At 65.7% G+C, this 25,745-nt stretch carries 28 protein-coding genes, 1 tRNA gene and 1 pseudogene; 13 read left to right on the top strand and 17 right to left on the bottom strand.

All coding sequences use genetic code 11. The annotated features are described in order from the left end of the window. Window positions 1–167 precede the first annotated feature (167 nt). Window positions 168–1,442 (bottom strand): flavodoxin-dependent (E)-4-hydroxy-3-methylbut-2-enyl-diphosphate synthase, encoded by a 1,275-nt coding sequence (gene ispG, locus AC1D2L_RS22465; protein WP_476848126.1) that lies wholly within the window; start codon window positions 1,440–1,442, stop codon window positions 168–170. Continuing rightward, window positions 1,439–1,972, bottom strand: a complete 534-nt coding sequence (locus AC1D2L_RS22460) for a Fur family transcriptional regulator (RefSeq protein WP_476848125.1) — start codon at window positions 1,970–1,972, stop codon at window positions 1,439–1,441. Before AC1D2L_RS22460 ends, ispG begins: the two co-directional genes overlap by 4 nt. A 125-nt stretch (window positions 1,973–2,097) precedes the next feature. Between AC1D2L_RS22460 and AC1D2L_RS22455 the strand changes: the two genes are divergently transcribed. Genes AC1D2L_RS22455 through AC1D2L_RS22440 form a run of 4 tightly spaced genes read left to right on the top strand, consistent with a single transcriptional unit; the run spans window position 2,098 to window position 5,874 of the window. Then, the gene (locus tag AC1D2L_RS22455; protein WP_476848124.1) at window positions 2,098–2,883 is read left to right on the top strand and encodes a 3-hydroxybutyrate dehydrogenase; all 786 of its coding nucleotides are present in this window, start codon (window positions 2,098–2,100) and stop codon (window positions 2,881–2,883) included. After that, window positions 2,880–3,947 carry a patatin-like phospholipase family protein gene (locus tag AC1D2L_RS22450; RefSeq protein ID WP_476848123.1) on the top strand — a complete coding sequence of 356 codons (1,068 nt, stop codon included), beginning with the start codon at window positions 2,880–2,882 and terminating at the stop codon, window positions 3,945–3,947. Before AC1D2L_RS22455 ends, AC1D2L_RS22450 begins: the two co-directional genes overlap by 4 nt. Window positions 3,948–3,999: 52 nt before the next feature. Next, window positions 4,000–4,413 (top strand): DUF3830 family protein, encoded by a 414-nt coding sequence (locus tag AC1D2L_RS22445; protein ID WP_476848122.1) that lies wholly within the window; start codon window positions 4,000–4,002, stop codon window positions 4,411–4,413. A 21-nt stretch (window positions 4,414–4,434) separates the two neighbouring features. Next, window positions 4,435–5,874 (top strand): amidohydrolase family protein, encoded by a 1,440-nt coding sequence (locus AC1D2L_RS22440; RefSeq protein ID WP_476848121.1) that lies wholly within the window; start codon window positions 4,435–4,437, stop codon window positions 5,872–5,874. 33 nt (window positions 5,875–5,907) lie between these two features. Here the strand turns inward: AC1D2L_RS22440 and ybaL are convergent, their stop codons facing one another. The 3 genes from ybaL to AC1D2L_RS22425 all read right to left on the bottom strand — a co-directional run bounded on the left by ybaL (window position 5,908) and on the right by AC1D2L_RS22425 (window position 8,438). Beyond that, window positions 5,908–7,644, bottom strand: coding sequence for a YbaL family putative K(+) efflux transporter (gene ybaL, locus AC1D2L_RS22435; protein WP_476848184.1), 1,737 nt, complete (start codon window positions 7,642–7,644; stop codon window positions 5,908–5,910). Window positions 7,645–7,774: 130 nt separating this feature from the next. Beyond that, entirely contained in the window at window positions 7,775–8,095 is a 321-nt protein-coding gene (locus AC1D2L_RS22430) for a polyhydroxyalkanoic acid system family protein (protein WP_476848120.1), read from the bottom strand. 130 nt (window positions 8,096–8,225) lie between these two features. Next, complete coding sequence (locus AC1D2L_RS22425) at window positions 8,226–8,438, bottom strand: hypothetical protein (RefSeq protein ID WP_476848119.1); 213 nt, start codon at window positions 8,436–8,438, stop codon at window positions 8,226–8,228. Window positions 8,439–8,671: 233 nt separating this feature from the next. Here AC1D2L_RS22425 and AC1D2L_RS22420 point away from each other — a divergent pair, with 233 nt between their 5' ends. Further along, a complete protein-coding gene (locus AC1D2L_RS22420; protein ID WP_476848118.1) occupies window positions 8,672–9,280 on the top strand; it encodes a hypothetical protein in 609 nt (202 codons plus the stop codon). A gap of 114 nt (window positions 9,281–9,394) precedes the next feature. Here the strand turns inward: AC1D2L_RS22420 and AC1D2L_RS22415 are convergent, their stop codons facing one another. Beyond that, window positions 9,395–9,691, bottom strand: a complete 297-nt coding sequence (locus AC1D2L_RS22415) for a hypothetical protein (RefSeq protein ID WP_476848117.1) — start codon at window positions 9,689–9,691, stop codon at window positions 9,395–9,397. Window positions 9,692–9,843: 152 nt separating this feature from the next. After that, window positions 9,844–10,101, bottom strand: a complete 258-nt coding sequence (locus tag AC1D2L_RS22410) for a hypothetical protein (RefSeq protein ID WP_476848116.1) — start codon at window positions 10,099–10,101, stop codon at window positions 9,844–9,846. Window positions 10,102–10,337: 236 nt separating this feature from the next. On the opposite strand from AC1D2L_RS22410, the gene AC1D2L_RS22405 reads away from it, so the two are divergent. Then, a complete protein-coding gene (locus AC1D2L_RS22405) occupies window positions 10,338–10,646 on the top strand; it encodes a hypothetical protein (RefSeq protein WP_476848115.1) in 309 nt (102 codons plus the stop codon). Window positions 10,647–10,797: 151 nt separating this feature from the next. Here the strand turns inward: AC1D2L_RS22405 and AC1D2L_RS22400 are convergent. Further along, window positions 10,798–10,887: transfer RNA gene (locus tag AC1D2L_RS22400), tRNA-Ser, on the bottom strand. Window positions 10,888–11,192: 305 nt separating this feature from the next. Between AC1D2L_RS22400 and rplU the strand changes: the two genes are divergently transcribed. From rplU to AC1D2L_RS22385, 3 genes are all read left to right on the top strand, one after another. Then, window positions 11,193–11,867: a 50S ribosomal protein L21 gene (gene rplU, locus AC1D2L_RS22395; protein ID WP_476848114.1), complete on the top strand. Its 675-nt coding sequence runs from the start codon at window positions 11,193–11,195 to the stop codon at window positions 11,865–11,867. 163 nt (window positions 11,868–12,030) lie between these two features. Next, window positions 12,031–12,297, top strand: a complete 267-nt coding sequence (gene rpmA / locus AC1D2L_RS22390; protein WP_476848113.1) for a 50S ribosomal protein L27 — start codon at window positions 12,031–12,033, stop codon at window positions 12,295–12,297. 154 nt (window positions 12,298–12,451) lie between these two features. Next, window positions 12,452–13,108 (top strand): GNAT family N-acetyltransferase, encoded by a 657-nt coding sequence (locus AC1D2L_RS22385; RefSeq protein ID WP_476848112.1) that lies wholly within the window; start codon window positions 12,452–12,454, stop codon window positions 13,106–13,108. A gap of 111 nt (window positions 13,109–13,219) precedes the next feature. Here AC1D2L_RS22385 and denD read toward each other — a convergent pair whose 3' ends face one another. The 7 genes and pseudogenes from denD to AC1D2L_RS22350 form a co-directional block, all read right to left on the bottom strand. Further along, complete coding sequence (gene denD / locus AC1D2L_RS22380; RefSeq protein WP_476848111.1) at window positions 13,220–14,203, bottom strand: D-erythronate dehydrogenase; 984 nt, start codon at window positions 14,201–14,203, stop codon at window positions 13,220–13,222. Between the two features lie 119 nt (window positions 14,204–14,322). Beyond that, window positions 14,323–15,069 carry an SDR family oxidoreductase gene (locus AC1D2L_RS22375; protein ID WP_476848110.1) on the bottom strand — a complete coding sequence of 249 codons (747 nt, stop codon included), beginning with the start codon at window positions 15,067–15,069 and terminating at the stop codon, window positions 14,323–14,325. 14 nt (window positions 15,070–15,083) lie between these two features. Continuing rightward, window positions 15,084–15,560, bottom strand: a complete 477-nt coding sequence (locus AC1D2L_RS22370) for a GNAT family N-acetyltransferase (protein WP_476848183.1) — start codon at window positions 15,558–15,560, stop codon at window positions 15,084–15,086. 15 nt (window positions 15,561–15,575) lie between these two features. Next, window positions 15,576–16,247: pseudogene (locus AC1D2L_RS22365) on the bottom strand (GNAT family N-acetyltransferase); the annotation flags it as partial. Continuing rightward, entirely contained in the window at window positions 16,244–16,570 is a 327-nt protein-coding gene (locus tag AC1D2L_RS22360) for a hypothetical protein (RefSeq protein ID WP_476848109.1), read from the bottom strand. The pseudogene AC1D2L_RS22365 and the gene AC1D2L_RS22360, both read right to left, overlap by 4 nt. Continuing rightward, window positions 16,567–17,406 carry an isocitrate lyase/PEP mutase family protein gene (locus AC1D2L_RS22355; protein ID WP_476848108.1) on the bottom strand — a complete coding sequence of 280 codons (840 nt, stop codon included), beginning with the start codon at window positions 17,404–17,406 and terminating at the stop codon, window positions 16,567–16,569. Before AC1D2L_RS22355 ends, AC1D2L_RS22360 begins: the two co-directional genes overlap by 4 nt. A gap of 271 nt (window positions 17,407–17,677) precedes the next feature. Beyond that, window positions 17,678–19,555 carry an IlvD/Edd family dehydratase gene (locus AC1D2L_RS22350; RefSeq protein ID WP_476848107.1) on the bottom strand — a complete coding sequence of 626 codons (1,878 nt, stop codon included), beginning with the start codon at window positions 19,553–19,555 and terminating at the stop codon, window positions 17,678–17,680. 304 nt (window positions 19,556–19,859) lie between these two features. Here AC1D2L_RS22350 and AC1D2L_RS22345 point away from each other — a divergent pair, with 304 nt between their 5' ends. Together AC1D2L_RS22345 and AC1D2L_RS22340 are read left to right on the top strand one after the other, a co-directional pair. Continuing rightward, on the top strand, window positions 19,860–21,044 hold the full coding sequence (locus AC1D2L_RS22345; RefSeq protein ID WP_476848106.1) for a pyridoxal phosphate-dependent aminotransferase: 1,185 nt from the start codon (window positions 19,860–19,862) through the stop codon (window positions 21,042–21,044). Further along, the gene (locus tag AC1D2L_RS22340) at window positions 21,041–21,370 is read left to right on the top strand and encodes an SMR family transporter (protein WP_476848105.1); all 330 of its coding nucleotides are present in this window, start codon (window positions 21,041–21,043) and stop codon (window positions 21,368–21,370) included. The genes AC1D2L_RS22345 and AC1D2L_RS22340 overlap by 4 nt, the downstream gene beginning before the upstream one ends. A gap of 200 nt (window positions 21,371–21,570) precedes the next feature. Here AC1D2L_RS22340 and AC1D2L_RS22335 read toward each other — a convergent pair whose 3' ends face one another. Both AC1D2L_RS22335 and AC1D2L_RS22330 read right to left on the bottom strand, forming a co-directional pair. Beyond that, entirely contained in the window at window positions 21,571–22,473 is a 903-nt protein-coding gene (locus AC1D2L_RS22335; RefSeq protein ID WP_476848104.1) for a tellurite resistance TerB family protein, read from the bottom strand. 91 nt (window positions 22,474–22,564) lie between these two features. Continuing rightward, window positions 22,565–23,044: an Lrp/AsnC family transcriptional regulator gene (locus AC1D2L_RS22330; RefSeq protein ID WP_476848103.1), complete on the bottom strand. Its 480-nt coding sequence runs from the start codon at window positions 23,042–23,044 to the stop codon at window positions 22,565–22,567. 118 nt (window positions 23,045–23,162) lie between these two features. On the opposite strand from AC1D2L_RS22330, the gene hppD reads away from it, so the two are divergent. Together hppD and AC1D2L_RS22320 are read left to right on the top strand one after the other, a co-directional pair. Beyond that, window positions 23,163–24,293 carry a 4-hydroxyphenylpyruvate dioxygenase gene (gene hppD / locus AC1D2L_RS22325; protein ID WP_476848102.1) on the top strand — a complete coding sequence of 377 codons (1,131 nt, stop codon included), beginning with the start codon at window positions 23,163–23,165 and terminating at the stop codon, window positions 24,291–24,293. A 118-nt stretch (window positions 24,294–24,411) separates the two neighbouring features. Beyond that, window positions 24,412–25,743: a dicarboxylate/amino acid:cation symporter gene (locus AC1D2L_RS22320; RefSeq protein WP_476848101.1), complete on the top strand. Its 1,332-nt coding sequence runs from the start codon at window positions 24,412–24,414 to the stop codon at window positions 25,741–25,743. The last annotated feature ends 2 nt before the right edge of the window (window positions 25,744–25,745 follow it).

Here is a 25,745-nt window from a genome sequence, read left to right as displayed (position 1 = left end):
GCAGACGGGGCGAGAATCCACCGGCTGGATCGTCGGCGAATTCATTTGGTCATGACCCATAAGGGGTCCTCCGCGCGCTGCAGTGCAGCAAAAAGGCCGGGGCCTCTAGCACAATGTAAGGCCTGCGCAAAGCCGCGCGCAGGATTGCAGCGCGAAGTCGCTTCGTTTTACTCGGCAGCGTCTGCACGCCCGCCATAGCGCCGGGCGACATAATCATCGACCATGAGCTTGAACTCGGCGGCAATGCCGGCGCCACGCAATGTCTTGACCTTCTTGCCGTCCACGAACACAGGCGCGGTCGGCGCCTCGCCGGTCCCGGGCAGCGATATCCCGATATCGGCATGCTTGGATTCGCCGGGGCCGTTGACGATGCAGCCCATCACCGCGACGTTGAGGGTCTCGACGCCGGGATAGCGCGTCTTCCACTCCGGCATCGAGGTGGCGATCCAGGTCTGGATGTCGCGCGCCAGTTCCTGGAACACCGTCGACGTGGTCCGGCCGCAGCCGGGACAGGCCGCGACCTGCGGCGTGAAGGCGCGAAAGCCCATGGTCTGCAGCAGTTCCTGCGCAGCCTTGACCTCGAGCGTGCGGTCGCCGCCGGGCTCCGGGGTCAGCGAGAAGCGGATCGTGTCGCCGATCCCCTCCTGCAGCAGGATGCCGAGCGCGGCCGATGAGGCAACGATGCCCTTGGAGCCCATGCCGGCCTCGGTCAGGCCGAGATGGATGGCGTAGTCGGCGCGGTTCGCCAGCGTCCGGTAGACTGCGATCAGATCCTGCACGCCCGAGACTTTCGCGGACAGGATGATGTACTCCTTGCCCAGGCCCATCTCCTCGGCACGCTGCGCCGAAAACAGCGCAGATTGCACCATTGCCTCGCGCATCACGGCGCGTGCCTCGAGCGGGCGCTCGGAGAGGGCGTTCTCGTCCATCAGCGCGGTCAGCAGCTCCTGGTCGAGCGAGCCCCAATTGGCGCCGATACGCACCGCCTTGCGGTGCTTGATCGCGAGTTCGATGATCTGGCCGAACTGCCTGTCCTTCTTGTCCTTGAAGCCGACATTGCCGGGGTTGATGCGGTACTTCGCCAACGCCTCGGCGCAAGCCGGATGGTCGGTCAGGAGCTTGTGGCCGATATAGTGGAAGTCGCCGACGAGCGGCACGTCGACGCCGATCCGGTCGAGCCGCTCGCGGATGAAAGGCACGGCGGCGGCCGCCTCGTCGCGATCGACGGTGATGCGGACGAGCTCGGAGCCCTGGCGGGCGAGCGCAGCCACCTGCGCGACGGTGCCCGCGATGTCGGCGGTGTCGGTGTTGGTCATCGACTGAACCACGATCGGCGCGCCGCCGCCGACTGCGATAGTGCCGACCATGACGGGGACGGTGTTCCGGCGAGCCTGGGGGCCGGCCTGGTCGGGCAGGCAGGGGGGCGTGACGCGTTCGTTCATGCTGGCAGGTTCCGGCAATGCTCGCAGCGGCCGACGATCTCGACGACCTGATGCTGGGGCTGAAACTGGCGCGACGCGGTGATCGCGGACACGGCCTGTTTCATCGCGGGGGAGGAATCCTCGTCGACGCCGCCGCAGGCCTCGCAGATCAGGAAGGCTACGACCTCGCCCGCGCCATGGCCGTGCAGGCAGGCGAGATAGGCGTTGCGCGAGGAGAGGCGGTGCACGAAGCCCTGCTCCACCAGGAAGTCCAGCGCACGGTAGATCGAGATCGGCGCGAGCCGGCGCCCGCCCGCTGGCGAGATACGATCGGCCAGATCATAGGCGCCGACCGGACGATGGTCGGCATGCAGCGCCTCCAGCGCTTTGCGGCGGATCGGGGTCAGGCGCAGGCCGCGCTCGCGGCAGATCCGCTCAGCGCGCTCCAGCGCCTCGCCTGCATGACGGGCGTGGTCATGGGCGTGACGGCAGACGCTGTGGTCATGGCTGTCATGACCGTGTTCGGCGTGATCGTGGGCGTGTGGCTGCATTTCGGCCGTGTTGCGTTGCGACGGAGCATCGGGCAACCTGCCGTGACCCTAGGGACCATGGGCATATTGCCGGCTTGCGCCGAACCTAAGCATTTTTTCCCCGATTGTCAGGAGCCTTGACGCTCATGTTCCTCAAAGACCGTGCTGCTGCCATCACCGGATCGACCTCCGGCATTGGCCTCGCCTATGCCCGAGCGCTCGCCAAGGAGGGCGCCAACCTCGTGATCAACGGCATCCTGCCGGCAGACGAGGCGGAAAAGCTCCGTTCGGGGCTCGAAGGCGAGTTCGGCGTCAAGGTGGTGTTTTCCGCCGCCGACATGACGAAGCCCGCCGAGATCGCCGCCTTCGTCGCGCAGGCCGAGCAGGCGTTCGGAGCGGTCGACATCCTGATCAACAATGCCGGGATCCAGCACGTCGCGCCGGTCGACGAGTTCCCGATCGAGAAATGGGACCAGATCATCGCGATCAACCTGTCCTCGGCCTTCCATGCGACGCGCGCCGCCCTGCCGAAGATGAAGGCCAAGGGCTGGGGCCGCATCATCAACACGGCCTCGGCCCATGCCTTCGTCGCCTCGCCCTTCAAATCCGCCTATGTCGCGGCCAAGCACGGCATCGCAGGCCTGACCAAGACGGTGGCGCTCGAAGTCGCGACCGCCGGCATCACCGTCAACGCGATCGCGCCGGGCTATGTCTGGACGCCGCTGGTCGAGAAGCAGATCCCTGACACGATGAAGGCGCGCGGGCTGACCCGGGACCAGGTCATCAACGACGTGCTCCTGACGGCGCAGCCGACCAAGGAGTTCGTCACCGTCGAGCAGGTCGCGGCGCTGGCCGTGTTCCTGTGCTCGGATGCCGCGAAGTCGATGACAGGCACGATCCTGCCGATGGATGGCGGCTGGACCGCGGCGTGACCGGCCGCAAGAAGGCGCTGGCCCCGGTCAAGGGCCTCGCCGGCCCCAAGGCCGAGAAGACCGTCTCGCTGGCGCTGCAGGGCGGGGGTGCGCATGGCGCCTTCACCTGGGGCGTGCTCGATGCCATCCTCGCGGATGGGCGGATCGCGATCGAGGCGATCTCGGGCACAAGCGCCGGCGCGATGAACGCCGTCGTGCTCACCGAGGGCTGGATCGAGAGCGGGGCCGATGGCGCGCGCACAAAACTCGAAGCCTTCTGGCGCGCGATCAGCCTCGACGGGCGCTATGGCGGGGCACAGCGCTCGCTGATCGACACCATGCTCGGTGCCTGGGGCAAGAACGGCACGCCGCCGGGGCTGCTCTGGCTCGAAATGTTCCAGAAGGTCGCGAGCCCCTACGACGTCAATCCGCTCAACATCAACCCGTTGCGCGGCGTGATCGCCGATCTCATCGATTTCGAGAAGGTGCGCGGCTGCGATGACGTCAAGCTGTTCATCGCCGCCACCAATGTCCGCACCGGCAAGATCAAGGTCTTCAACGGTCCCGAGTTGACGCCCGACCATGTCATGGCCTCGGCCTGCCTGCCGATGGTATTCCAGGCCGTCGAAATCGCGGGCCACGCCTATTGGGACGGCGGCTACATGGGCAATCCGGCGCTCTACCCGCTGTTCTACGAGACCCATTGCGACGACATCATGCTGGTCCAGATCAATCCGCTGGAGCGCAAGGAACTGCCGACCAACCCGCGCGCCATCCAGGAGCGGCTGAGCGAGATCACCTTCAACGCCTCGCTGCTGCGCGAACTGCGCGCGATCGGTTTCGTCAACCGGCTGATCGATTCCGGCAAGCTGCCGGTCGACGAGTACAAGCGCGTGCTGATGCACCGCATCGACGGTGGTGCGCCGCTGGGCGCGCTGACATCGTCCTCGCGGATGAACTCCGACTGGACGTTCCTGCTGCGCCTGCGCGACATGGGCCGGACGGCGGCAAGGCACTGGCTCAAGCGCAACTACGAGGCGATCGGCGCGACCGGGACGCTCGACCTCAAGGAGGCGATTTCGTAGACCTCGCTTCCAGATTCACCAAAGGCCCACCCTTACGGAAAGTCCAGCCTCAATGACCAAGCTGATCATCACCGCCGGCCCGTTCACCTTCGAGGGGAAGCTCGAACTGGAGGCGGCGCCAAAGACCTGCGCGGCGTTCCTGCGTCACCTGCCCTTCCTCAGCAAGGTCATCCATGTGCGTTGGAGCGGCGAAGGCGTCTGGATGCCGCTCGGCGAGCTCGATTTCGGCGTTGGCTACGAGAACCATACGAGCTATCCGGCGCCGGGTCAGATCATCCTCTATCCCGGTGGAATCAGCGAGACAGAGATCCTTCTGGCCTATGGCGGCGTGCATTTCGCCAGCAAGGTCGGCCAGCTCGCCGGTAACCATTTCATCACCCTGACCGCGGGCCTTGAGAACCTTTATACGCTGGGCCGCAAGACGCTGATGGACGGCGCGCAGGATATCCGCTTCGATCTCGCCTGAGATTCACCGGAGCCGATGCCGATGCCTGTGACCCTGATTCGCAATGCCAGCTGGATCGTCGCTTACGACGCAAAGACCAAGGGGCATGTCTATCTCCGCGACGGAGACGTCGCCTATGAGGGCAACCGCATCCTGCATGTCGGGGGCAGCTTCAAGGGCCGGGCGGATGTGACGATCGACGGCCGTGGCCGGATGGTCATGCCCGGCCTCGTCAACATCCACTCGCATCCTTCCTCCGAGGCGATGACGAAGGGCTGGAACGACGAGCTCGGCTCGCCGAAAATGTACGGCACGGCACTCTACGAGTTCATGCCGCTGTTCCGCTGCGACGCGCAGGGCATCAAGTCCTGCGCGCAGGTGAGCTATTCCGAGCTGCTGATGTCGGGCGTGACCACGCTGGTCGACATGTCGGTCGCCTGGGATGGCTGGCTCGAGACCTTCAAGGCCTCAGGCCTGCGAGCCGTCTTCGCGCCGATGTATCGCTCGGCGCGCTGGTACACCGACAACGGCCATCTCGCGAAATACGAATGGAATGCCAAGGCCGGCGAAGCCGCGATGGTGGCGGCGATGAAGCTGCTCGATGAGGTTGCCGCCGACGACAGCGGCCGTCTCTCGGGTATGGTCTCGCCCTCGCAGATCGACACCTGCACGCCGGAGCTGATCCAGGCGAGCTATGCCGAGGCCGAGGCGCGCAAGCTGCCCTTCCAGATCCACGCCGCCCAGAGCGTCGTCGAGTTCCACGAGATCACGCGGCGGCATGGCATGACGCCGGTCGAGTGGCTGGAATCGCTCGATGTGCTCGGACCGTTCTCGATCATCGGCCACGGCATCTTCCTCGACCATCATTCCTCGGTGAAGTGGCCGGCGACCGACGATCTCGGCGCTCTGGTCGAGACCGGCACGACCGTCGCCCATTGCCCCGTGGTGTTCCAGCGGCGGGGCATAGCGATGCAGAGTTTCGGGCAGTATGTGGGCGCCGGCGTCAATGTCGGCATCGGCACCGACACCTATCCCCATCACATGCTGGAAGAGCTGCGCGCCGTCTGCATCGGTTCGCGGATGATGGCGGAGGATGTCTTCGACGTCAGGACCACTGACGCGTTCAACGCAGCGACGCTGGGCAGCGCCAAGGCTCTCGGCCGCGACGATATCGGCCGGCTCGCCAAGGGCGCCAAGGCGGATATCGTGATGGTCGACGTGACGCATCCGATGATGCGGCCGCTGCGCGACCCGATCCGCAGCCTGATCTACGCGGCCGGCGAGCGCGCCGTGACCACGGTGATCGTAGACGGCGTGACCGTCGTCGAGAACGGCAAGGTCCTGACCATGGACTATGCCAGCGCGGCTGCCGAACTCGAGGAAGCGCAGCGCCGGGCCGAGCCACAGGTCAAGGCACTCGACTGGGCCAAGCGAGACCATCTCGAGATCTCGCCGCTGACCTTCCCGGCCGGCCGGGGCTGATCGTCCCCGGCGCCGGTAACGATCCGTGCCGGCTCAGGCCGGCGCGGTACCGGCGGCATCGGGGGCAGCTGGCTTCTGACAGAGCGCCAGCATGGCGCGGGCGATCTCGGCCTCGCCCATGATCGTCAGCGTAGCGCCGCAGCGCGTGAGGTGCTCCACCGCCGCATCCGAATGGGCGCGGGCGATGATCGGGAGTTCCGGATTGTCGCGACGCGCCTGCTCGCAGACCTGGCCGGCCTCGAAGCTTTCCGGAATGGCGACGAACAACCGCTTGGCGCGGGCAAGGCCAGCGGCAGCGAGCACGACGGGGTCGGCCGCATTGCCCAGCAGGATCTCCGCCCCGTGCAGCCGGGCCGTTGCGACGGCATCGGACTGGTCCTCGATGACCAGGATGGTATCGCCCAAAGCAACCAGGCCAGCACCGAGCAGGCCACCGACGCGGCCATAGCCGACGATCACCGTATGTCCCGACAGGGTCGTGGGGGCGATGTCGCGCTCGGGTTCGGGTTCGGCCTCTGCCTGCGGCCCGATGCTGCCAGCGGGCTTGGGCTTTGCGGAGGCGGGCTCGGCAGCGAACCGGTCCACAAGCGCAAACATGACCGGATTGAGCAGGATCGAGAGGATCGAGCCGGCCAGGATCAGATCGCGTCCCTGCTCGGGCAGGATCGCGAGCGCGACGCCGAGCCCCGCCAGGATGAACGAGAACTCGCCGATCTGCGCCAGCGAGGCCGAGATCGTCAGCGCGACCGAGTGGGAGCGTCCGAAGGCGCGCATGATCAGCCAGGCCGCGGCGGACTTGCCGAACAGGATGATGACCAGCGTCGCCAGGAGCGGCAGGGGCGCGCTGAGCAGGATGCCGGGGTCGAAGAGCATGCCGACGGAGACGAAGAACAGCACCGCGAAGGCATCTCGCAGCGGCAGCGTTTCCTCCGCGGCGCGCTGGCTCAGCGGCGATTCGCTCAGGATCATGCCGGCGAAGAAAGCGCCGAGCGCAAAGGAGACGCCAAAGAGGCTTGCCGCCATGAAAGCGACGCCGAGCGCCAGCGCCAGCACCGCAAGCCGGAACAGTTCGCGCGAGCCGGTATGAGCGACCCAGTGCAGGATCCAGGGAATGATGCGGCGCCCGACGATCAGCATGAAGGCGACGAAGGCGGCGACCTTCGCCAGGGTCAGCCCGAGCACGCCCCATAGGCCGAAGTCGAAGCGCCCCGCGAGCGGGATCGGGGTGCCCGGCCGTGCGCCGTTGAGCGCATCGGCGATCGCCGGCAGCAGCACCAGCGTCAGGACCATCGCGAGATCCTCGACGATCAGCCAGCCGACCGCGATCTTGCCCTTCTCGGTCTGGACGAGCCTGCGCTCCTGAAGCGCGCGCAGCAGCACGACCGTACTGGCGACTGACAATGCCAGGCCAAAGACGAGGCCTGCCGCCAGGTTCCAGCCGAGCGCGAGCCCCAGCCCCAGCCCGAGCAGCGTCGCGACGCCGATCTGGACCAGCGCGCCGGGCACGGCGATCGCCCTCACCGAGAGCAGGTCCTTCAGCGAGAAATGCAGGCCGACGCCGAACATCAGCAGGATCACGCCGATTTCGGCGAGCTCGTTGGCGAGGTTCTGGTCGGCGACGAATCCGGGCGTGAACGGCCCGACCGCTACGCCGGCCAGGAGGTAGCCCACCAGCGGGGAAATTCGCAGCCTTTGGGCAACCGCCCCGAAGACAAATGCAAGGCCGAGGCCCGAGACAAGAATAGCGATCAGGGGGCCGTGATGCATCAGCGCTCCGGTGCGGGCGAATTGTGGGCGATTCCAAGACCATGAGGGCTGCAGCCCCGAAATTCAACCGCCGAAGTTCAGCCCCGGGGCCGCCCGGGACGCTGCGCTGCGCCGCAGACGGCTCCGCGCCTGGTCAGGGGCGCGGCTTGTCGAGCAGGATCTGGCCCTGTTTCTCGACACCGAGCTTCAGCTTCTCGGCGAACACCGCGAGCATCCAGGGCAGCATCATCTCGACGCGCACGAGGGCGTCCTCGACCTCGAGTTTTCCCCGCACGGTGTAGCCGAGCGCAGCCACGCCGAAATGCAGGGTGTCTCCCTGCCAGTCCTCCTCGACGAGCTGCATCTTCACCATGCCGAGCTTGTCGCGAATGCGATCGACGCCGCCGCGTAGTCGCGCGACCGCAGCCTCGCGCCCGAGCTCATGGGAAACTGTGATGCTGACGGGCTTGGCCATGGCGCCTGTGCTGTCGGTTGATCCGGAAGGCGTCCGGAAAAGGGAGAGCCGGATGGCGACGATCGCACCGATCCGGCTCGCAGTTAAGGGGCAGAGGAATGGGGCAGGGCGCCGGAAACCCCGGCCGGACTCACATGCTGCGTTCGGTCAGGGCTTTGTGGCCATGAGCCGTCACGCGCCAGCGGCCATCCCTGGGTTCGGCCATGCCACGGTCCCTGAGGATGACGAGCATGTCGTCGTCGAAGATGAAATGGCTGGTCTGCTCCTCGAGGCTTTCGAGCGCGATCCATTCAGGGTCCGACAAGATGCCGGCTTGGGCGATCTGGAGGTGCTGCGCTTGCATGAGCGTCTCCTGTCCGGTGAGCGTCGTCCTTGAGCAAGGCGTCTCATTCAATCTTGACGGAGTCATGACCGGCGGCGGGCCTTGGCTCGGGCCTTTGCCGGCTACCTTTTCGCTCGCCGGACATCAGATGGTCGCGACGCGGCCGCGGGGCCATCTTTCTGCGCCAGGCGGGGAACTCTCCCTGCCGTACCTCGTTCTCTGACCATATGTTTCTTCAATTGGAGGGCCCCGCGATGGCGACCATGAACAAATTTCCGCCTGACGTGCCGAAGGATTGGGACGAGGCGGCCGATGACGTGGCGAATGCGACCAGCGATCTGCGGGCCAAGGCAAGCGACGCGGCCGAACGTGCGACCGAGAGCGTCAAGGACGGCTATTCGCGTGCCAAGGCTGCTCTGACCGAGATGGATCCGCTCGAGACCGCGCGCGAGGGCGGCGAGGCGGTGATGGAGGCCGTCGAGCGCCACCCGCTCGTCGCCTTCGGCCTTGGTGCGCTGAGCGTCGGACTGATCGCCTGGGCGAGCCTGCGCGAGCAGCGTGCGCCTGCCTGGGAGCGCTACCAACCTGATTACGGTCGGCTCCGCGGTCTGTTCCAGAGCTATGGCAATGAGGCCGCCAAGACTGGAGAGGGCGCCCTGAAGACCGGGCAGGACTGGCTCAGCAGCTATGGCGGCGATGCTCGCGATTATGCCGAGCATGGCGGCCGCTATATCGCCAGCCGTGCCCAGAAGGAGCCGATCGCGGCGCTGCTGGGCGTCGGCATCGCGGTTTACGTGATCGGCTCGCTGCTCAGTTCTTCGAGCGATCAGGCGCCTGCGCGCCGGCGGGCCGCCAAGCGCTGACGCATCAGCCGCTGGCTAAACGAAAGAAGGGCCCTGCGGCGTGCCGCAGGGCCCTTCTTGTTCATCCCCGATGGGGACGGGCGCGCATCCCTAGCGGGATTGCGCGCTCAGCGATCACCACCAGCCACGGCGGCCGTAGTAGCCGCGGCCGTAATAGGAGCGGTTGTCGGCGGCAACGAGTGCACCACCGATGACGCCGGCGGCGACGCCGGCGGCAACAGCGTTACCGGCCTCGTTCGAAGCGCGGCGGTTCTCGACATAATTGGCCGAGCGGCACTGCTGGTAAGCGCGCGTGCCCGGGCGGAAGCCCTGCGACTCGCAGGTGATTTCGGCGTCGGCCAGCGACTCTTGCGTGGTCTGGCAGCCGGCGAGCATGGCGGCCATTGCGCCAACAATAAGAACGGAACGCATCAGTTTTTCCTTTTCAGCCTCCCAAGTGGCTGTTTGGACTTAAAATGCACGGATGGTTGCAGGTCAAGAACAACCGGCCCGATTAGGTTAAGCCTATGCCACCAGGTCCTAGAATACTCGGCCCTGTTGCGCCGCTCCCACGTAGTGGCGCGTCAGCCGGCCTTTCGGCTAGGCTTTTCGACAGACTTGACTGAACGCGTGATTGTCGCAATCGCGAGCGCCGGTCTGCCGGATTTCTCAGCGATAACCTGATCCTGCTCCGCGATTACCTCTCGGGCAGGTTCGTCACCATCGAGGCCGCCGAGCATGGCGGTCGGCACGCGCCGGTTAGAGGTGCGCGAGCCGTCGCTGTAGACGACATCGAACATGACGAATTCGGCATCCAGCGGCTTTGATTTCTTGCGGGCCATGGCCAGTCCTTCCGAGGTTGCGTCGCCACCTCGCTCGGCGGCTCCCTGGCGATCCCGGCGGAACTGGCGTTCGCGCGCGGAATCTCAACATGGCGCGACGGGTAGACCATGGCTTGCGCGAGTGCAATCCAAAGGCGCTGGCGGCAATCTCTGCTCCTGGCTCTTGAAATTGCCGCGAGGGCGGGGATCATGGGCGCGAGGCGCGCCGGTGCGCTTCGCCTGAGGACAGGTTCCCGATGCTGCGCTCCGTTCTGCTGTTGCCCCTGCTTGCGCTTGGCGCCTGCGCCGTCGCGACGTCGCGTTCGAACGTTGTCGTGGTGACGGAGAGCCCTGTCGTCGTCGAGGGTTGCGCGCGGCTCGGTCCTGTCGATGGCGCCTCCTCGCTGCGGGAGATCCAGCTGCGCGACCAGGCGCGCGACTCGGCGCTGGCGCGGCTGAAGATCGCGGGCGCGGACCTGGGCGCCACGCATGTCCAATCCACGGTCGCCGACATCAAATGGAAGGGCCCCGACATGTCGGGCGTCGCCTTCAAGTGCAGCCGCTGAGGCGAACAGGCGGACTGCAGGCCTTGCGGGGCGCGGGGTGTGGCGACCGGTAAAAGCATCCGGTCCGGACATCATGAGGCGCCACGCCGCTGCGAGGCGAGCCTATAAAAGCGGTATGGCGAAAGCCGTGCGGCGCAGAAAGCGGCGGCAATGGCGGACAGGGAGGGATTTGAACCCCCGATACCCTTGCGGGTATGCCGCATTTCGAGTGCGGTGCATTCAACCTCTCTGCCACCTGTCCGCGGTCGCTGCTGTCGAAGCGGGCTGGTAACTACACGGGGGATCGGCAGGAGGCAAGCCTCGGATGCGTGTTTAATCGTGCCCGTCCCCGTGCTTTCGCTTGACCTTGCCGGAGACGCCTACTATTGAGCCCAAGTCCGGCGTGGGGAAACCCGCGCCTGATCTCTTTTGGCGTCCTGGTTTCGCGTATCGCGTGCCTGACGCGCGACAGAGCACACCAAACCCGCAACGACTGCCAAAAAGCTGTCCCGCTTGCGCCTCGCTCCAGAGGTCATGACAGGACAGGGCTGAACATGGAGAACAATGATGTTCGCAGTCATCAAAACCGGCGGCAAGCAGTTCCGCGTCGCCGCGAACGATGAAATCACCATCGCCAAGCTCGTTGGAGAGCCTGGCGACACCGTCGCCTTCGGCGAGGTGCTGATGCTGACCGATGGCGAGACCTCGACCATTGGCGCGCCCTTCCTCGGCGACATCACCGTCGCCGGCGAGATCGTGAAGCAGGCCCGCGGCGAGAAGGTCATCGCCTTCAAGAAGCGTCGCCGCCAGAACTCGAAGCGCAAGCGCGGCTTCCGCGCCGAGCTGACGGTCGTGCGCATCACCGACATCCTCACCGGCGGCAAGAAGCCGGAGATGAAGAAGGGCGATGCCAGCGCTGTCGCGCTCAAGGCCGCTTCGGGAGCCACCAAGGGCAAGGCTGCCGCCAAGGCAGAAGCCGGCGCCCTCGACGCCTCGAACCTCTCGCTGATCTCGGGCGTCGGCCCCACCATCGAGAAGAAGCTGCGCGCTGCCGGCATCACCTCGTGGAACGACATCGCCGCCTGGTCCGAGGCCGACGTCGCCAAGTGGGACGAGGAGCTGAAGCTCCGCGGCCGCGCCACCCGCGAAGAGTGGGTCGAGCAGGCCAAGGAACTCCTGGCCGGCAAGCCCCCGCGTGCGAAGGCCGACCAGGCCGAGCTGGCTTCGGGCGAGGACTACTGACACCAACCGTCAGTCTTCCCAGCTAAAAGCCTAGGGCAAGATGCCGATCGCAAGCGGGTTTCCGCGGCTCGGCATCATGCTCTGGCGTTTCATCTCCGGACCGGGTGGCTTTTGCCGCCGATTCGGGTTAGAGAGACCACAGAGTTTTTTGAGGTAGGGCGTTATGGCTCACAAAAAGGCAGGCGGTTCATCCCGCAACGGTCGCGACTCCGCAGGCAGGCGCCTCGGCGTCAAGCGCTTCGGCGACCAGGCCGTCGTCACCGGCAACATCATCATTCGTCAGCGCGGCACGAAATGGCACGCGGGCGCGAACGTCGGCATGGGCAAGGATCACACCTTGTTCGCGCTTACGGACGGCCGCGTCCGATTCATTACGAAACTCGGCCGAGCTTTCGTGAACGTAGTCCCGGCCCAACAGGCCGCAGAATAAACGGCGGATAGGGAAATTTCCTCGATCCGCCGGTTCCATCGAACCGGAACGGATCAGGGGTCAAGACCCGACACGGGTTTCCCAAAGGTCAGCGAAGGGGAGGTGGGACAAAATCCCAGCTCCCTTTTTCGTTTTGGCCGACGGAGAGACTCAGATGTTCCCCGAACTGACCCGCGACGACGTCTTCCGGCTCGAAACCCGCCGCCTCTGGCTGCGCTGGCCGCGCATGGCCGACAGCTCTGCCATCCTGCGCCTCGCCGGCGAGAAATCAGTGGCCGAGATGACGGCCTCGATCCCGCATCCCTATCCGGTCGATGCCGTCGAGCCCTTCATCTTTGCGATGCGCAAGGGCAATGCCCTGGGTGAGCATCTCGTGCTGGCGATCACGCCGCGCTCCAGGCCCAACGAACTGATCGGCATGATCGGGGCACACAGGCAGGCGACCGGGGTGCCGTTCCTGGGCTATTGGCTCGGCACGCCGCACTGGAACAAGGGCTTTGCTACCGAAGCCGTGCAGGCGCTGATCGACTCGCTGTTCTCGCTGGTCGAGCTGCCTGCGATCGAGGCCGATACGCGCGTCATCAACCCGGGCTCGCGCCGTGTGCTGGAGAAGTCCGGCTTCAGGGCAGAGGGCTCATTCCTGAAGTCGCTGCCGGCGCGGGGCGGGCTGTTCCCCTGCGAGCAGTACCGGCTCGATCGCTCGACCTGGTCGGCGTTGAAGAACTGGGGCACCAGCGGCTGGGCGCATGCGCCGGAACTCGCCGACGACGCGATCGTCGGAGAGACGCTTCGCGCACCTTGCGACGCGTGAGGCGATAGCCTTTCGGTCATTGCGACGAGCGTAGCGACGAAGCAATCCGGAGGACGCTCGGCGGCTACCGGATTGCTTCGCTGCGCTCGCAATGACGGGGTGGGCTCACCCTTACTTTACAAAGGTGCCGCCGAGCTCGTCGTCGATATGGGCGCGGATGATCTCTTCGAAGCTCGATTCGGCCTTGAAGCCCAGCGCGATCGCGCGCTGCGGGTCGAAATTGCGCGGCCAGCCGGCGACGATGCCGTCGATCACAGGATCAGTCTCGCGCTTTATGCGGGCGACGACGTTGTCGCCGGCGATCTTGCGCAGGGCCTCGATCTGTTCGGCGACCGTGCAGGAATAGCCGGGCATGGTCAGGCTGCGGCGCGGGCCGATCGCTGATGTGTCCATGGTCGCGGCATGGACAAGGAAGCCGACGGCCGAGCGCGGCGAGGCATGCCAGTGCCGGACCTGGTCGGAGACCGGCAGCACTGCGTCATGGCCGGCGAGGGGCTCGCGGATGATGTTGGAGAAGAAGCCCGACGCCGCCTTGTTGGGCAGGCCCGGGCGCACGCAGATCGTGGGCAGGCGGATGCCGACGCCGTCAAAGAAGCCACGCCGCGAATAATCCGCCAGCAGCAATTCGCCGATTGCCTTCTGCGTGCCGTAGCTCGTCAACGGGGTGGTGAAGAACTCGTCCGCGATCTTGTCATGGAAGGGCGCTCCGAAGACCGCCACGGAGGAGGTGAAGACGAGGCGCGGCTTGTAGCCGTCGCCGGCATGCCGGATCGCCTCGAAGAGATAGCGCGTGCCGTCGAGGTTGATCCGGTAGCCCTTGTCGAAATCGGCCTCGGCCTCGCCCGACACGACAGCGGCGAGATGGATGATGATATCGGGGCGCGAGGCGATCAGCGCTTCGGCCTGGCCGGGGATCGAGACGTCGGAGACCACGGCGTCGAAAGTGAAGGGGCAGGCTGCGGGGGCGTGGGCGGCGACGACGTCCTGCGCCGTGACCTTGGAGACGGTCTTGCCGCCGAGCTGGCCGTCGCGGGCCAGGCGCTCGATGAATTTGCGGCCGACCATGCCTGCGCCGCCGAGAACGAGAATATGCATGGGGTTTCCTCTGATTTTTCTGCCGTCAGGCCGTTGCGGCCGACGTGGGCAAGGCGACGCGGGATCGGCTAGATCGTCCCGTGGCGGAGCGTCCGGGGGCGCCCCGCCACGGGATATGCTCAGAGCGCGAAGCCACCATCGGCGAGGTGGATCTGACCCGTGGTGTAGCTCGCCTCGTCGGAGCCAAGATAGACGGCGAGCCAGGCGATTTCCTCGGCGGTGCCGAGGCGGGCCATGGGCTGGCGGTCGATGAAGGCCTGCCGCGCCTCGGCCTCGCTCGTGTTGGTCAGCTTGGCGAGGTCGATGATGCGCTGGTCGAGCGAGGGCGACTGGATCGTGCCGGGGCAGATCGCGTTGGCGCGGATGCCCTTCTTGATGTAGTCGGCCGCGACGGCCTTGGTCAGGCCGATCACGGCCGCCTTGGTCGCGCCATAGGCGTAGCGATTGGGGATTCCGCGCACGGAGCCCGCGCCCGACGCGATGTTGATGATCGAGCCCGAGCCCTTGGCGAGCATGCCGGGCACGAACGCCTTGACGGTGCGGTGCATCGACTTGACGTTGAGGTCGAAGGAGAAGTCCCAGGCCTTGTCGTCTGTGTCGAGCACAGTGCCGTGATGGACGAAGCCGGCGGCGTTGACGAGGATGTCGATGGGGCCGACCTTTTCTGCGAAGGCTTCGACGGCCTTGGTCGACAGCACGTCGAGCTTGCGCTTCTTGGCTTTCGGAATGCCTTCAAGCAGCGCCACATCCTTGTCGGTCGCGTAGACCGTCGCGCCCTCGGCGACAAACGCCTCGGCGATCGCGCGGCCGATGCCCTGTCCGGCTGCGGTGACGACCGCGACCTTGCCCTTCAAACGTCCTGCCATGGTGTATTCCGTCCTTATTGTGCCGGGTTATCGAGTGTTTTGCGCATATGCGCGAGCCGCCGGTCGGTTCGGTTCTCGTGGTGGGTGATCTCGTAGCCGAGACGCTGGTACCAGCCGATGCGCTGGAGAAGCTTGGCATGGGTGTAGAGATAGACCGCGTCGTAGCCGAGCCGCAGGGCGCGCTCCTCGGCAAAGCGCATCAGCGTGGTCCCGAGCTTGCGGCCGGCCGCCTGCGGCGAGACGGCGATGCTCCAGATGGTGAACCTGTCGGGGTCGGTCTCGACTTCGAGTACGAGGGCTGCGCTGAGCCCGGTGTCGTCCTCGGCAAGCCAGACCTCGTGGTCGCTGACGACCTGCGCGTAATCGGCGATGCGTGGCAGCGAGGGCACGCCGATGATGCTCTCATTGGGCGTATAGGCCGCGTCCTTGAGTGCCAGGATCGCGGGGATGTCGGCGAAGGATGCGCGGCGCAGTGCGACCGTCTCGGCCATGGCTGTCGGTTGGTTGAAGACCCCGAGCGAGAGTTTCTGGCGTCCATCGGCATCGAAGTTCTCAGGCGCGAGCCAGCGCTGGAACCCTTGCGCGCGTACCGGCCATTCGCTGTCGAGGATGGAGAACCAGGCGGTGTCGCGGTTGGCGCCCTTCACGACCATATGCTGGCGAAACAGCCCCTCGTACTGGAAGCCGAAGCGCAGGGCTGCCCGCCTGGACGGCTCGTTCAGGGCGTTGCACTTCCACTCGAAGCGGCGATAGCCGAGCGAGAAGCCGTACTCCCCGCAAAGGAAGATCGCCTCGGTCGCGACGCGGGTCCTCTGCAGTGCTGGCGAATAGGTGATGTAGCCGACCTCGAAGACGCCGTGCTCAGGGCGGATCTCCATCAGCCAGAGATGCCCCTTGGCCTTGCCGTCGGCCTTGTCGATGATTGCGAAGGGGACGATACCCGGCTTCTTCGCCATCATCACGAGCAGTTCGCGATAGGCCTCGCGGCTATGCGGCGGGCTGGCGGGCATCCACTGCCAGATCTGCTCATGGCCGCGATTGACGGCCCAGATGTCGTCGAGGTGCCGCGCCGGGTCGATCGGCTCAAGACGGCAATAACGCCCTTCCAGAATCCGGGCCGGCGGGAAGGGCGGAGCCTTCCAATCGGGCGAGAGACCGGTTGCGGGCGAGGGGGTCATGGCTTGGTCATCTCGCGCCAGCCGGCGAGATCCGTCGACACCGTCCAGTTTGGCCCGAGCTCATCGACGACCATGGCTGCGATGGCTACGCCTTCCGCCTCCCAGGCCAGCTGCTCGACCGGGTCGGGGAAGCGCGAACGGGCCTCGTTGTCTTCCTCATAGATCGCGTCGAAGGCGTCCATCCAGGCTTCGAGCCGGTCGGCGAGGTCTTCGGACAGGCCGATATCCTCGGCGTCTACCGGCTTGCGATTGCCCTTTGCGTCCAGGCGCCAGAGGCCGCTCAGGCCGAGCCAGGCCGGCGCGATGAGCAGGGTCCCGCTCACGAGCGCGCCTTGAGGTCGCCGCGGAAGAAGGGGTTGAGCGGTCCAGAGGGGCCATTGCCCGCAAAACCGGCAAAGCTGCCCTCGTCCTTGATCAGCCGGGTCGCCTCGATGAAGGCCGCCCAGGCCGCTCGCGCCAACGCGCCGCCTATCGAGATGCGGCGGACGCCGAGCGCAGCGATGTCGGAGACGCTCAGGCCGAAGTCGCCATAGATCAACTGGTTGACGGGGCGGCCGCCGGCCGCCGCGACGATCCTGGCGATATCGTCGCGCGTCTTGGGGCCGGGCGCATACAGCACGTCCGCGCCGGCCTCGGCATAGGCCTCGATGCGGCGGACGGATTCGTTGAGGGCGTCGGGATGGCCGGTCAGGAAGCATTCCGCCCGTGCGGTCAGCAGGACGCCGGAGCCGGTATCGTCGATGGCGCGGCGCGCGGCGCGAATCCGCTCGACTGCGAGCTCGAACGGATAGAGCGGCTCCTCGCTGCGGCCGGTCGCGTCCTCGATCGACAGGCCGGCCACGCCTGTGGCCACGCATAGCTTCACATTTGCGGATACGCCGTCCGGCGTGTCGGCATAGCCGTTCTCGAAATCGGCGTTGACCGGCAGATCGGGCACCGCCTTCACCATCTCGGCGATGTGGGCGAGCATCATGTCGCGCGGCACGTCCTGGTCGGCGCGGCCTTGCGTGAAGGCATAGCCTGCGCTGGTCGTCGCCAGCGCCTTGAAGCCCTCGCCGCGCAGCCAGCGGGCCGAGCCGAGGTCCCAGGGATTGGGCATTACGAAGCAGCCGGAGCCGTGCAGCTTGCGGAAGCTTTCGATTTGCGGAGCGTAAGCCATCTTAAATCGTTTCAAATCCGCCGATCCGGAAAGGCCGGCATAGTGTGCGCTCGGGGTGGTTTTGTCAGCCCCCGCTCGCGCGCACCACAAGGCGGGCGCCGATGCGCGGACGGAATGGCGCCAGTCACCGTTCCCTGCGGCATCGCTCGCGCCTGCATCCCCGGATCGCCCGGGCATGCGCGTTGCGAGCGCGAGCCATCGCCTCGGTGAAGGCGGGATGGGCGCCACAAGGGCGACCATCCCGGGATAACGGCCTGACCGGCGCGCGACCTCAGTGGTTGTCGCGCGGGATACCGAACTTCTTGTGGATCTTCTGGTACTTGACCGCCGGCTTGAGAACCATGCCCTCGGAGAGTTCGCCAACGATCTTGCGCTGGATCTCCTGCCACGGGGTCTGGCTCTTGGGGTACTTGTAGCCGCCGGCGGCCTTCAGGGCGGCGCGGCGCTCGGCCAGTTCCTGATCCGAGATCAGGATGTTGGCGGTGCGCTTGTTCAGGTCGATGCGGACCTTGTCGCCGGTGCGCAGCAGCGCGAGGCCGCCGCCTGTCGCCGCTTCCGGCGAGGCGTTCAGGATCGAGGGCGACCCCGAGGTGCCGGACTGGCGGCCGTCGCCGACGCAGGCGAGCGCGGTGACGCCCTTCTTGATCAGGTAATCCGGCGGCCGCATGTTAACGACCTCGGCTGCGCCGGGATAGCCGATCGGGCCGACGCCACGGATGAACAGGATCGAGTGCTCGTCGATCGCCAGCGCGGGATCGTCAATGCGGTGATGATAGTCCTCGGGACCGTCGAAGACCACGGCCTTGCCCTCGAAGGCCATCGGGTCCTTCGGGTTCTCGAGGTAGCGCTGGCGGAATTCCGGCGTGATCACGCTGGTCTTCATGATCGCGGAATCGAACAGATTGCCCGAGATGTTCAGGAAGCCCGACTGCGCCTTCATCGGCTCGTCATAGGTCTTGATGACCTTGCGGTCCCCGGAGAAGAAGCCTTCGCAATTCTCCTGCAGGGTCTTGCCGTTGGCAGTGATCGCCGGCTTGAGCTTGCCCTTGGCGGCGAGCTCGGCGATCACGGCGGGCAGGCCGCCTGCGCGATAGTAGTCCTCGCCGAGATATTCGCCGGCCGGCTGCATGTTGACCAGCAACGGGATCTCGTAGCCGATCTCAGTCCAGTCCTCATTGTCCAGCGCGACGCCGATATGCTTTGCGATGGCGTTGACGTGGATCGGCGCATTGGTCGAACCGCCGATCGCCGAATTGATGATGATGGTGTTCTCAAACGCGTTGCGCGTCAGGATCTTCGAGGGAACCAGGTCTTCCCAGACCATCTCGACGATGCGGCGGCCGGTCAGATAGGCCATCTCGTAGCGGTCGCGATAAGGAGCGGGGATGGCGGCGGCGCCGGGCAGCGTCATGCCCATCGCCTCGGCCAGCGAGTTCATCGTCGAGGCCGTGCCCATGGTGTTGCAGTGGCCGGCCGACGGCGCCGAGGAGGCGACCAGGTCGACGAAGCCGCGATAGTCGATCTCGCCGGCTGCCATCATCTGGCGCGCCTTCCAGACGATCGTGCCCGAACCGGTGCGCTCTCCGCGGAAGGAACCGTTCAGCATCGGGCCGCCCGGCAGGGCGATCGCCGGGATGTCGACGGTGGCGGCGGCCATGATCTGGGCCGGCGTGGTCTTGTCGCAACCGGTAGTCAGCACGACGCCGTCGAGCGGATAGCCGTAGAGGATCTCGACCAGCGAGAGATACTGCAGGTTGCGGTCGAGCGAAGCGGTCGGGCGCTTGCACGTTTCCTGGATCGGATGGATCGGAAACTCGAATGGCACGCCGCCCATCTCGCGGATGCCGTCACGGATGCGCGGCGCGAGTTCGAGGTGATGGCGGTTGCACGGCGCGATGTCCGAACCGGTCTGAGCGATGCCGATGATCGGGCGGCCCGACTGCAATTCGTCACGCGACAAGCCGAAATTCATGGTGCGCTCGATATAAAGCGCGGTCATGTCGGCATTGGCGGGGTTGTCGAACCAGGCCTTCGAACGCAGCTGCTCCGGCTTGATCCGGCGCGTAGCCTTCTTCCTGGGGGCGGCTACGGGCCTGTCCTCGCTCGGAACATTGCTTTCGGGCGTCTTGCCACTCGGCGTCTTGGCCATACCAGTCACTCCCTCCTGCGGCGCGACGCTGAGGGTCGCTTGCCGGTCTCTTTACAACGATTGCAGATTCGCAACTTTGCCGATCATCGACGATGCGGCAAGAGCCGCTGCGCAGATAATCATACTATTGAAAATCCGGCATACAGCATGCACGGCGATCCACCAATGCGAAGCGCGCGCGGCGGCACTGCCGCATGCAAGGGTCGCGGGACTTGCATCGCGCCGGGATTTGCGGCCAAGACAGGGCCAAGGCTCCGATGATAACGGGCCGCGTCGACTGAAAATGTCCCAAGGAAATGCCGCCATGACGCTCCATGTCGTCCCGTCCTTCGCCCGCATCGGCGAGGAGAATGCCTTCGCCGTCCTAGCGCGCGCCACCGAGTTGCAGCGCCAGGGCAAGGACGTCATCAATCTCGGCATCGGCCAGCCGGATTTCCCGACGCCCGACCATATCGTCGAGGCCGCCGTCAAGGCGCTGCGCGACGGGCATCACGGCTACACCCCGGCCAATGGCATCCTGCCGCTGCGCGAGGCCGTCTCCGCCGACCTGCACAAGCGCTTCAAGGTCGAGGTCTCGCCCGAGAGCGTGATGATCGTGCCCGGCGGCAAGGTCACGATGTTCATGGCGATCCTGATGTTCGGAGAGCCGGGCGCGGAGATCCTGTATCCCGACCCCGGCTTCCCGATCTATCGCTCGATGATCGAATACACCGGCGCGACGCCGGTCCCAGTGCCGATCCGCGAGGAGAACGGCTTTGCCTTCTCGGCCGACGAGACGCTCTCGCTGATCACGCCGAAGACACGGCTTCTGATCATCAACTCCCCGGCGAACCCGACCGGCGGCGTCACACCCAAGGCCGAAATTGACAAGCTCGTCGCTGGCCTCGCCGCCTTTCCCGATGTCGCGATCATGTCGGACGAGATCTACGACCAGCTGCTCTATGATGGCGAGCAGCATGTCTGCCTGCTGAGCTATCCCGAAATCCGCGACCGGCTGATCCTGCTCAATGGCTGGTCCAAGACCTATGCCATGACAGGCTGGCGGATGGGCTACTCGGTCTGGCCCAAGCCGCTTTACGAGAACGCGCGCAAGCTCGCGGTGAACTCGCATTCCTGCGTCAACGCCTCCGCGCAATGGGCGGGGATCGCCGCGCTGACGGGCCCGCAGGACGCGGTCGCGATGATGCTCGCCGAATTCGACAGGCGTCGAAAGGCCGTGGTCAAGGGGCTGAACGCCCTGCCGGGCATCTCCTGCATCGAGCCCAAGGGCGCGTTCTACGCCTTCCCGAACGTCTCGCAGACCGGCTGGAAGGCCAAGAAGCTCGCTTCAGCCCTGCTCGACGAGGCCGGCGTCGCCACGATCGGCGGTCCCGATTTCGGCGTCCATGGCGAGGGCTATATCCGTCTCTCCTATGCCAACTCGCTCGAGAACATCGAGAAGGCGCTGGCGCGGATGGGAGAGTTCCTCGCCAGCGCGAAGGCGGCGTGAGCTATCTCTACCTCGCGATTGCGATCATCTCCGAGGTCATCGGGACCTCGGCGCTGAAGGCGTCCGACGAGTTCACGCGCGTGGTGCCGTCGCTGATCACGCTCGTGGCCTTCGTCACCGCCTTCTACTTCCTGTCCCTGTGCCTGCGCACGATCCCCGTAGGCATCGCCTATGCGATCTGGTCCGGGGTGGGCATCGTGCTGATCAGCCTGATCGGCCGCTTCGTCTTCGGCCAGACGCTGGACCTGCCCGCGCTGATCGGCATGGGTCTGATCGTCGCCGGCGTCATCGTCATCAACGTCTTTTCGCGGACGGCCGCTCACTGAGCAGCAGCCTGCCAGGGGCAGCCTTCGATCATAACGGATCGTCATTGCGAGCGTGAGCGAAGCAATCCAGGCGCTGCAGTGCACTACGCCCCCTGGATTGCTTCGTCGCTTTGCTCCTCGCAATGACGGTCGTGTCTCCAGCAGGCCCGGTGCCGTGCTAAGACCCTCCTCAGGATGAGAGGGGCGGGCTTGCTGGCTGCTCAGACCTTCGCGGCGCTCGCTGCGGCGTCGATATTCGCCGTCAGCTCCGCATCGAGGCCGAGCGAACCTGAAAGCCCGGCCAGGAAATCCTTCTCCGCGCGCGTGTCGGGATTGATGGCGATGCGGGCCGCCGTATAGATCTGCGCCGCGATTTCCGGCGAGGATGCCGCCTCTACCAGCGTGTCGACGGAGGCAGGGTTGGCCATCTCGTGGTTGAGCCATTCATTGGCCTCGGGATCGAAACCGGCCTCGCGCAGGCCGCCCAGGATGGCATTTCGCTCGTCGGCGTCGATCGCGCCGTCGGCGGCCGCGGCTGCGATCATGGCGCGGATGAAGATCAGCGCCGTCGCCTCGCTGGCTGCTTCCGGCTCGAAGCCCGTGCCGGCGGGGGCAGGCAGAATCTCCTGCTGCTTCAGGTCGAGCAGGGGCTTGCCGGCCTGGCTGTTCTGATAGGCCCGGTAGGCCAGTCCGCCGATCAGGGCGAGACCGCCGAGCTTGGCCGCCGATCCCACCACCGAACGCCCCGCCGAGCTGCCGAACACCAGCGCGCCAAGGCCGCCGAGCACGGCCGTCGCCATGCCGGGATTCTTGTCGAACATGCCCTTGGCCTGCGCGAGAATGTCCTGCGGGGTACGCCCGCCGGCAGCTTGGCCAAAGGCTTCGCCGGCCTTCTGCTGCACGCCGGTCTGGCGCGCGGCATCGCCGACGCCCTGGGTCGCCTGGGCCAAAATCTGGCTGGCCATGCCCGCCAAGCCACCGACGCCCCCGGCTTTCTGGACCTGGTCTGCCAGCCCGCCCAGCATGCCGCCGAGACCACCGGCCTGACCCGGTTTGCTGCCGGCCTGGCCCGCCTGGTTGCCGGCGCTGATCAGTGCGTCGAGTAGCGATTTGGCGTTGAACATCGATATTGACCCTCGAAATGGCGTTGTGCGCGTCATCCGCAGAGGGTGAGGTAAGTCCTGCAGGCGGCAATCGCTAGGGCGCCATCGCCTTTCAACCCATCGACAAGGGCAGCAGGCCTGGCTCCTTCAGCGTGTCGAGGGCGATCTCGGAGCGCACCCGCGCGACGCTTTCATGCGGCATCAGGATCTCGTTGACGAAGCGCGAGAGCTCCTTGAGATCGCCGACGGCGACCTTCAGCAGATAGTCCGCCTCGCCGGTCAGGGCGTGAGCCTCGAGGATCGCCGGTGTCAGCCTGACGAGGTCGCGGAAACGGCGGGCATTGTCGCGCGAATGCGTGTCGAGCGCGACATGGATGAAGACGGTGACGCCCAGCCCGATCGCGGAAGGCTCTATCAAGGCGCGATAGCCACGAATGGTGCCGTCCTGCTCGAGGCGCAGGCGTCGGCGAGAAATCTGGCTGGCCGACAGCCCGACCTTCTCGGCGAGCGCGCCATTGGTCAGCGACGCGTCCTGCTGGAGCGCCTCGAGCAGGCGCCAGTCGAAAGCGTCGAGAGTGGCTGCGTCTTGCATGACTGACCCATCCGATGCGTGTTCCGTGCAAATCATGCGGCATCTTGCTCTAGTTTGCACGCATATTGGCGTCCCAACGCGCGATCATGGCGGCAGTTTCACGCTGCAGGAGCACGCTATGGGTCCCTTTCCGCATAACAGCGCCCCGCCTGAGATCTCCGACGCCAATCCGATGGGCACCGATGGGTTCGAGTTTGTCGAGTATGCGCATCCCGAGCCCGAGAGACTCGGCGCATTGTTCGAGACCATGGGCTTTGCCCGCGTTGCGCAGCACCGCTCCAAGGCGGTCACGCTCTTCCGCCAGGGCGACGTGAATTTCGTCGTCAATGCCGAGCCCGATTCCTTCGCCCAGGCTTTCGCCCGGGAGCATGGCCCCTGCGCCTGCGCCATGGCCTTTCGCGTCGTCGATGCGCGGCATGCCTTCGAGCGCGCGGTTGCGCTCGGGGCCGAGCCCTATGAGAGCAAGGTCGGGCCCGGCGAACTCGCCATTCCGGCGGTCAAGGGCATAGGCGGCTCGATCCTGTATTTCGTCGAGCGCTACGGCGAGAAGGGCTCGATCTGGGACATCGATTTCGACTGGCTGGGCGAACCCGATCCGCATCCCGAGCAGGCCGGGCTCTATTACCTCGACCACCTCACGCACAATGTGATGCGCGGGCGCATGAACCATTGGGCGGACTGGTACGGACGGCTGTTCAATTTCCGCGAGATCCGCTTCTTCAACATCGAGGGCAAGCTCACCGGCCTGATCTCGCGGGCGCTGACCTCGCCCTGCGGGAAGATCCGAATCCCGATCAACGAGTCGCTCGACGACAAGAGCCAGATCGAGGAGTACCTGCGCCAGTACAAGGGCGAGGGCATCCAGCACGTCGCGATGGGCGCGCGGGACATCTACAAGACGGTCGAGCAGTTGCGCCGCAATGCGCTACCCTTCATGCCGGCTCCCCCTGAGACCTATTACGAGAAGATCGATGCGCGCGTGCCCAACCATGGCGAGCCGGTGGAGCGGCTGAAAGCCAACGGCATCCTGATCGACGGGGAGGGCGCGGTGGCGCTCGGCGACAAGGAGGGGCGGATGAGCAAGGTCCTGCTGCAGATCTTCTCGGGGACCGTGGTCGGGCCGATCTTCTTCGAGTTCATCCAGCGCAAGGGCGATGACGGCTTCGGAGAAGGCAACTTTCGCGCGCTGTTTGAGTCGATCGAGGAAGACCAGATCCGGCGCGGAGTCATCGGCACCGAAGCAGCCTAGAGCGACGCAGGCTATTGCCTTCCGATACTGCGCCGATGCTTTGAAAACCTTGCCGCGTTGCTGAAATCGGCGTAACGCCGACGGATGCGCCGGCACAGGCGCAATCGGGAGGACGCCCATGACGACGGCGACCGCTGAAACCCTGCGCGGCCACCAGGGACCCTGGTGGACCCACCTCTACGTCCAGGTTCTGACCGCGATCGCCATCGGCGTGCTGCTCGGACACTTCTATCCGCAGACCGGCGAGGCTATGAAGCCGCTCGGCGATGCCTTCATCAAGGCGATCAAGATGATCATCGCACCGATCATCTTCCTCACAGTCGTTCACGGCGTCGCCTCGATGGACGACATGAAGAAGGTCGGCCGGGTCGGGCTCAAGGCGCTTCTCTATTTCGAGCTCGTAACGACGCTGGCGCTTGTCGTGGGCCTGGTCGTGGTCAATCTCTGGAAGCCCGGCGTCGGCATGAGTGTCGATGTCAGCACGATCAACACCTCTGGTATCGCGGCTTTCACCGCCAAGGCCCATGACCAGAGCACGGTCGCCTTCCTGATGGGTATCATCCCCGATACGGTGGTGGGCGCCTTCGCCAATGGCGAGATCCTGCAGGTGCTGTTTTTTGCGCTGCTCTTCGCGTTCGGCCTGCAGATGATCGGCGAGCGCGGCAAGTCGGTGCTGCTTTTCATCGACGACATCGCACAGGTCTTCTTCAAGATCGTCGGGATCATCATGAAGGCGGCGCCGATCGGCGCGTTCGGGGCGATGGCCTTCACCATCGGAAAGTTCGGCGTCGCGACGCTGTTCTCGCTCGCCTCGTTCATGGCGGCGTTCTACACGACCTGCCTGATCTTCATCTTCCTCGTGCTGGGAACGATCGCGCGCCTGCACGGCTTCTCGATCCTGAAATTCATCGCCTATATCAAGGAGGAGCTGCTGATCGTGCTCGGCACCTCGTCCTCCGAGAGCGTGCTGCCCCGGATGATCGCCAAGATGAGCCATCTCGGCTGCAAGGAGAGCGTGGTCGGCCTGGTGATCCCGACCGGCTACTCATTCAACCTCGACGGCACCTGCATCTACCTGACGATGGCGGCGGTGTTTTTGGCGCAGGCGACGAACACCGATCTCACGCTGTCGCAGGAACTGGGCATCATCGCCGTGCTGTTGCTGACCTCGAAGGGCGCGGCCGGCGTCACCGGCTCCGGCTTCATCGTCCTGGCGGCGACGCTGTCCTCGGTCGGTACCATTCCTGTCGCGTCGATCGCGCTGATCCTCGGCATCGACAGGTTCATGTCGGAGGCACGGGCGCTCACCAACCTCGTCGGCAACGGTGTCGCGACGGTCGTGGTCTCGAAATGGGAGAACTCGCTCGACGAACCGCGGATGCAGGCGATCCTGGCCAAGGAGACCGGTTATGACGATGTCGGTGAGCCCAGCCGGACCAGCGTGGGCTGAGC

This window comes from Allobosea sp. P1_B10 (genome assembly GCF_056406735.1).
This window is presented reverse-complemented; position numbering and strand designations above follow the sequence as displayed.

Coding starts and splice junctions, on each gene's coding strand:
- ispG (WP_476848126.1), bottom strand. CDS start 1,442: ATGAACGAACGCGTCACGCCCCCCTGCCTGCCCGACCAGGCCGGCCCC.
- AC1D2L_RS22460 (WP_476848125.1), bottom strand. CDS start 1,972: ATGCAGCCACACGCCCACGATCACGCCGAACACGGTCATGACAGCCAT.
- AC1D2L_RS22455 (WP_476848124.1), top strand. CDS start 2,098: ATGTTCCTCAAAGACCGTGCTGCTGCCATCACCGGATCGACCTCCGGC.
- AC1D2L_RS22445 (WP_476848122.1), top strand. CDS start 4,000: ATGACCAAGCTGATCATCACCGCCGGCCCGTTCACCTTCGAGGGGAAG.
- AC1D2L_RS22440 (WP_476848121.1), top strand. CDS start 4,435: ATGCCTGTGACCCTGATTCGCAATGCCAGCTGGATCGTCGCTTACGAC.
- AC1D2L_RS22430 (WP_476848120.1), bottom strand. CDS start 8,095: ATGGCCAAGCCCGTCAGCATCACAGTTTCCCATGAGCTCGGGCGCGAG.
- AC1D2L_RS22425 (WP_476848119.1), bottom strand. CDS start 8,438: ATGCAAGCGCAGCACCTCCAGATCGCCCAAGCCGGCATCTTGTCGGAC.
- AC1D2L_RS22420 (WP_476848118.1), top strand. CDS start 8,672: ATGGCGACCATGAACAAATTTCCGCCTGACGTGCCGAAGGATTGGGAC.
- AC1D2L_RS22415 (WP_476848117.1), bottom strand. CDS start 9,691: ATGCGTTCCGTTCTTATTGTTGGCGCAATGGCCGCCATGCTCGCCGGC.
- AC1D2L_RS22410 (WP_476848116.1), bottom strand. CDS start 10,101: ATGGCCCGCAAGAAATCAAAGCCGCTGGATGCCGAATTCGTCATGTTC.
- AC1D2L_RS22405 (WP_476848115.1), top strand. CDS start 10,338: ATGCTGCGCTCCGTTCTGCTGTTGCCCCTGCTTGCGCTTGGCGCCTGC.
- rplU (WP_476848114.1), top strand. CDS start 11,193: ATGTTCGCAGTCATCAAAACCGGCGGCAAGCAGTTCCGCGTCGCCGCG.
- rpmA (WP_476848113.1), top strand. CDS start 12,031: ATGGCTCACAAAAAGGCAGGCGGTTCATCCCGCAACGGTCGCGACTCC.
- AC1D2L_RS22385 (WP_476848112.1), top strand. CDS start 12,452: ATGTTCCCCGAACTGACCCGCGACGACGTCTTCCGGCTCGAAACCCGC.
- denD (WP_476848111.1), bottom strand. CDS start 14,203: ATGCATATTCTCGTTCTCGGCGGCGCAGGCATGGTCGGCCGCAAATTC.
- AC1D2L_RS22375 (WP_476848110.1), bottom strand. CDS start 15,069: ATGGCAGGACGTTTGAAGGGCAAGGTCGCGGTCGTCACCGCAGCCGGA.
- AC1D2L_RS22370 (WP_476848183.1), bottom strand. CDS start 15,560: ATGGCCGAGACGGTCGCACTGCGCCGCGCATCCTTCGCCGACATCCCC.
- AC1D2L_RS22355 (WP_476848108.1), bottom strand. CDS start 17,406: ATGGCTTACGCTCCGCAAATCGAAAGCTTCCGCAAGCTGCACGGCTCC.
- AC1D2L_RS22350 (WP_476848107.1), bottom strand. CDS start 19,555: ATGGCCAAGACGCCGAGTGGCAAGACGCCCGAAAGCAATGTTCCGAGC.
- AC1D2L_RS22345 (WP_476848106.1), top strand. CDS start 19,860: ATGACGCTCCATGTCGTCCCGTCCTTCGCCCGCATCGGCGAGGAGAAT.
- AC1D2L_RS22335 (WP_476848104.1), bottom strand. CDS start 22,473: ATGTTCAACGCCAAATCGCTACTCGACGCACTGATCAGCGCCGGCAAC.
- AC1D2L_RS22330 (WP_476848103.1), bottom strand. CDS start 23,044: ATGCAAGACGCAGCCACTCTCGACGCTTTCGACTGGCGCCTGCTCGAG.
- hppD (WP_476848102.1), top strand. CDS start 23,163: ATGGGTCCCTTTCCGCATAACAGCGCCCCGCCTGAGATCTCCGACGCC.
- AC1D2L_RS22320 (WP_476848101.1), top strand. CDS start 24,412: ATGACGACGGCGACCGCTGAAACCCTGCGCGGCCACCAGGGACCCTGG.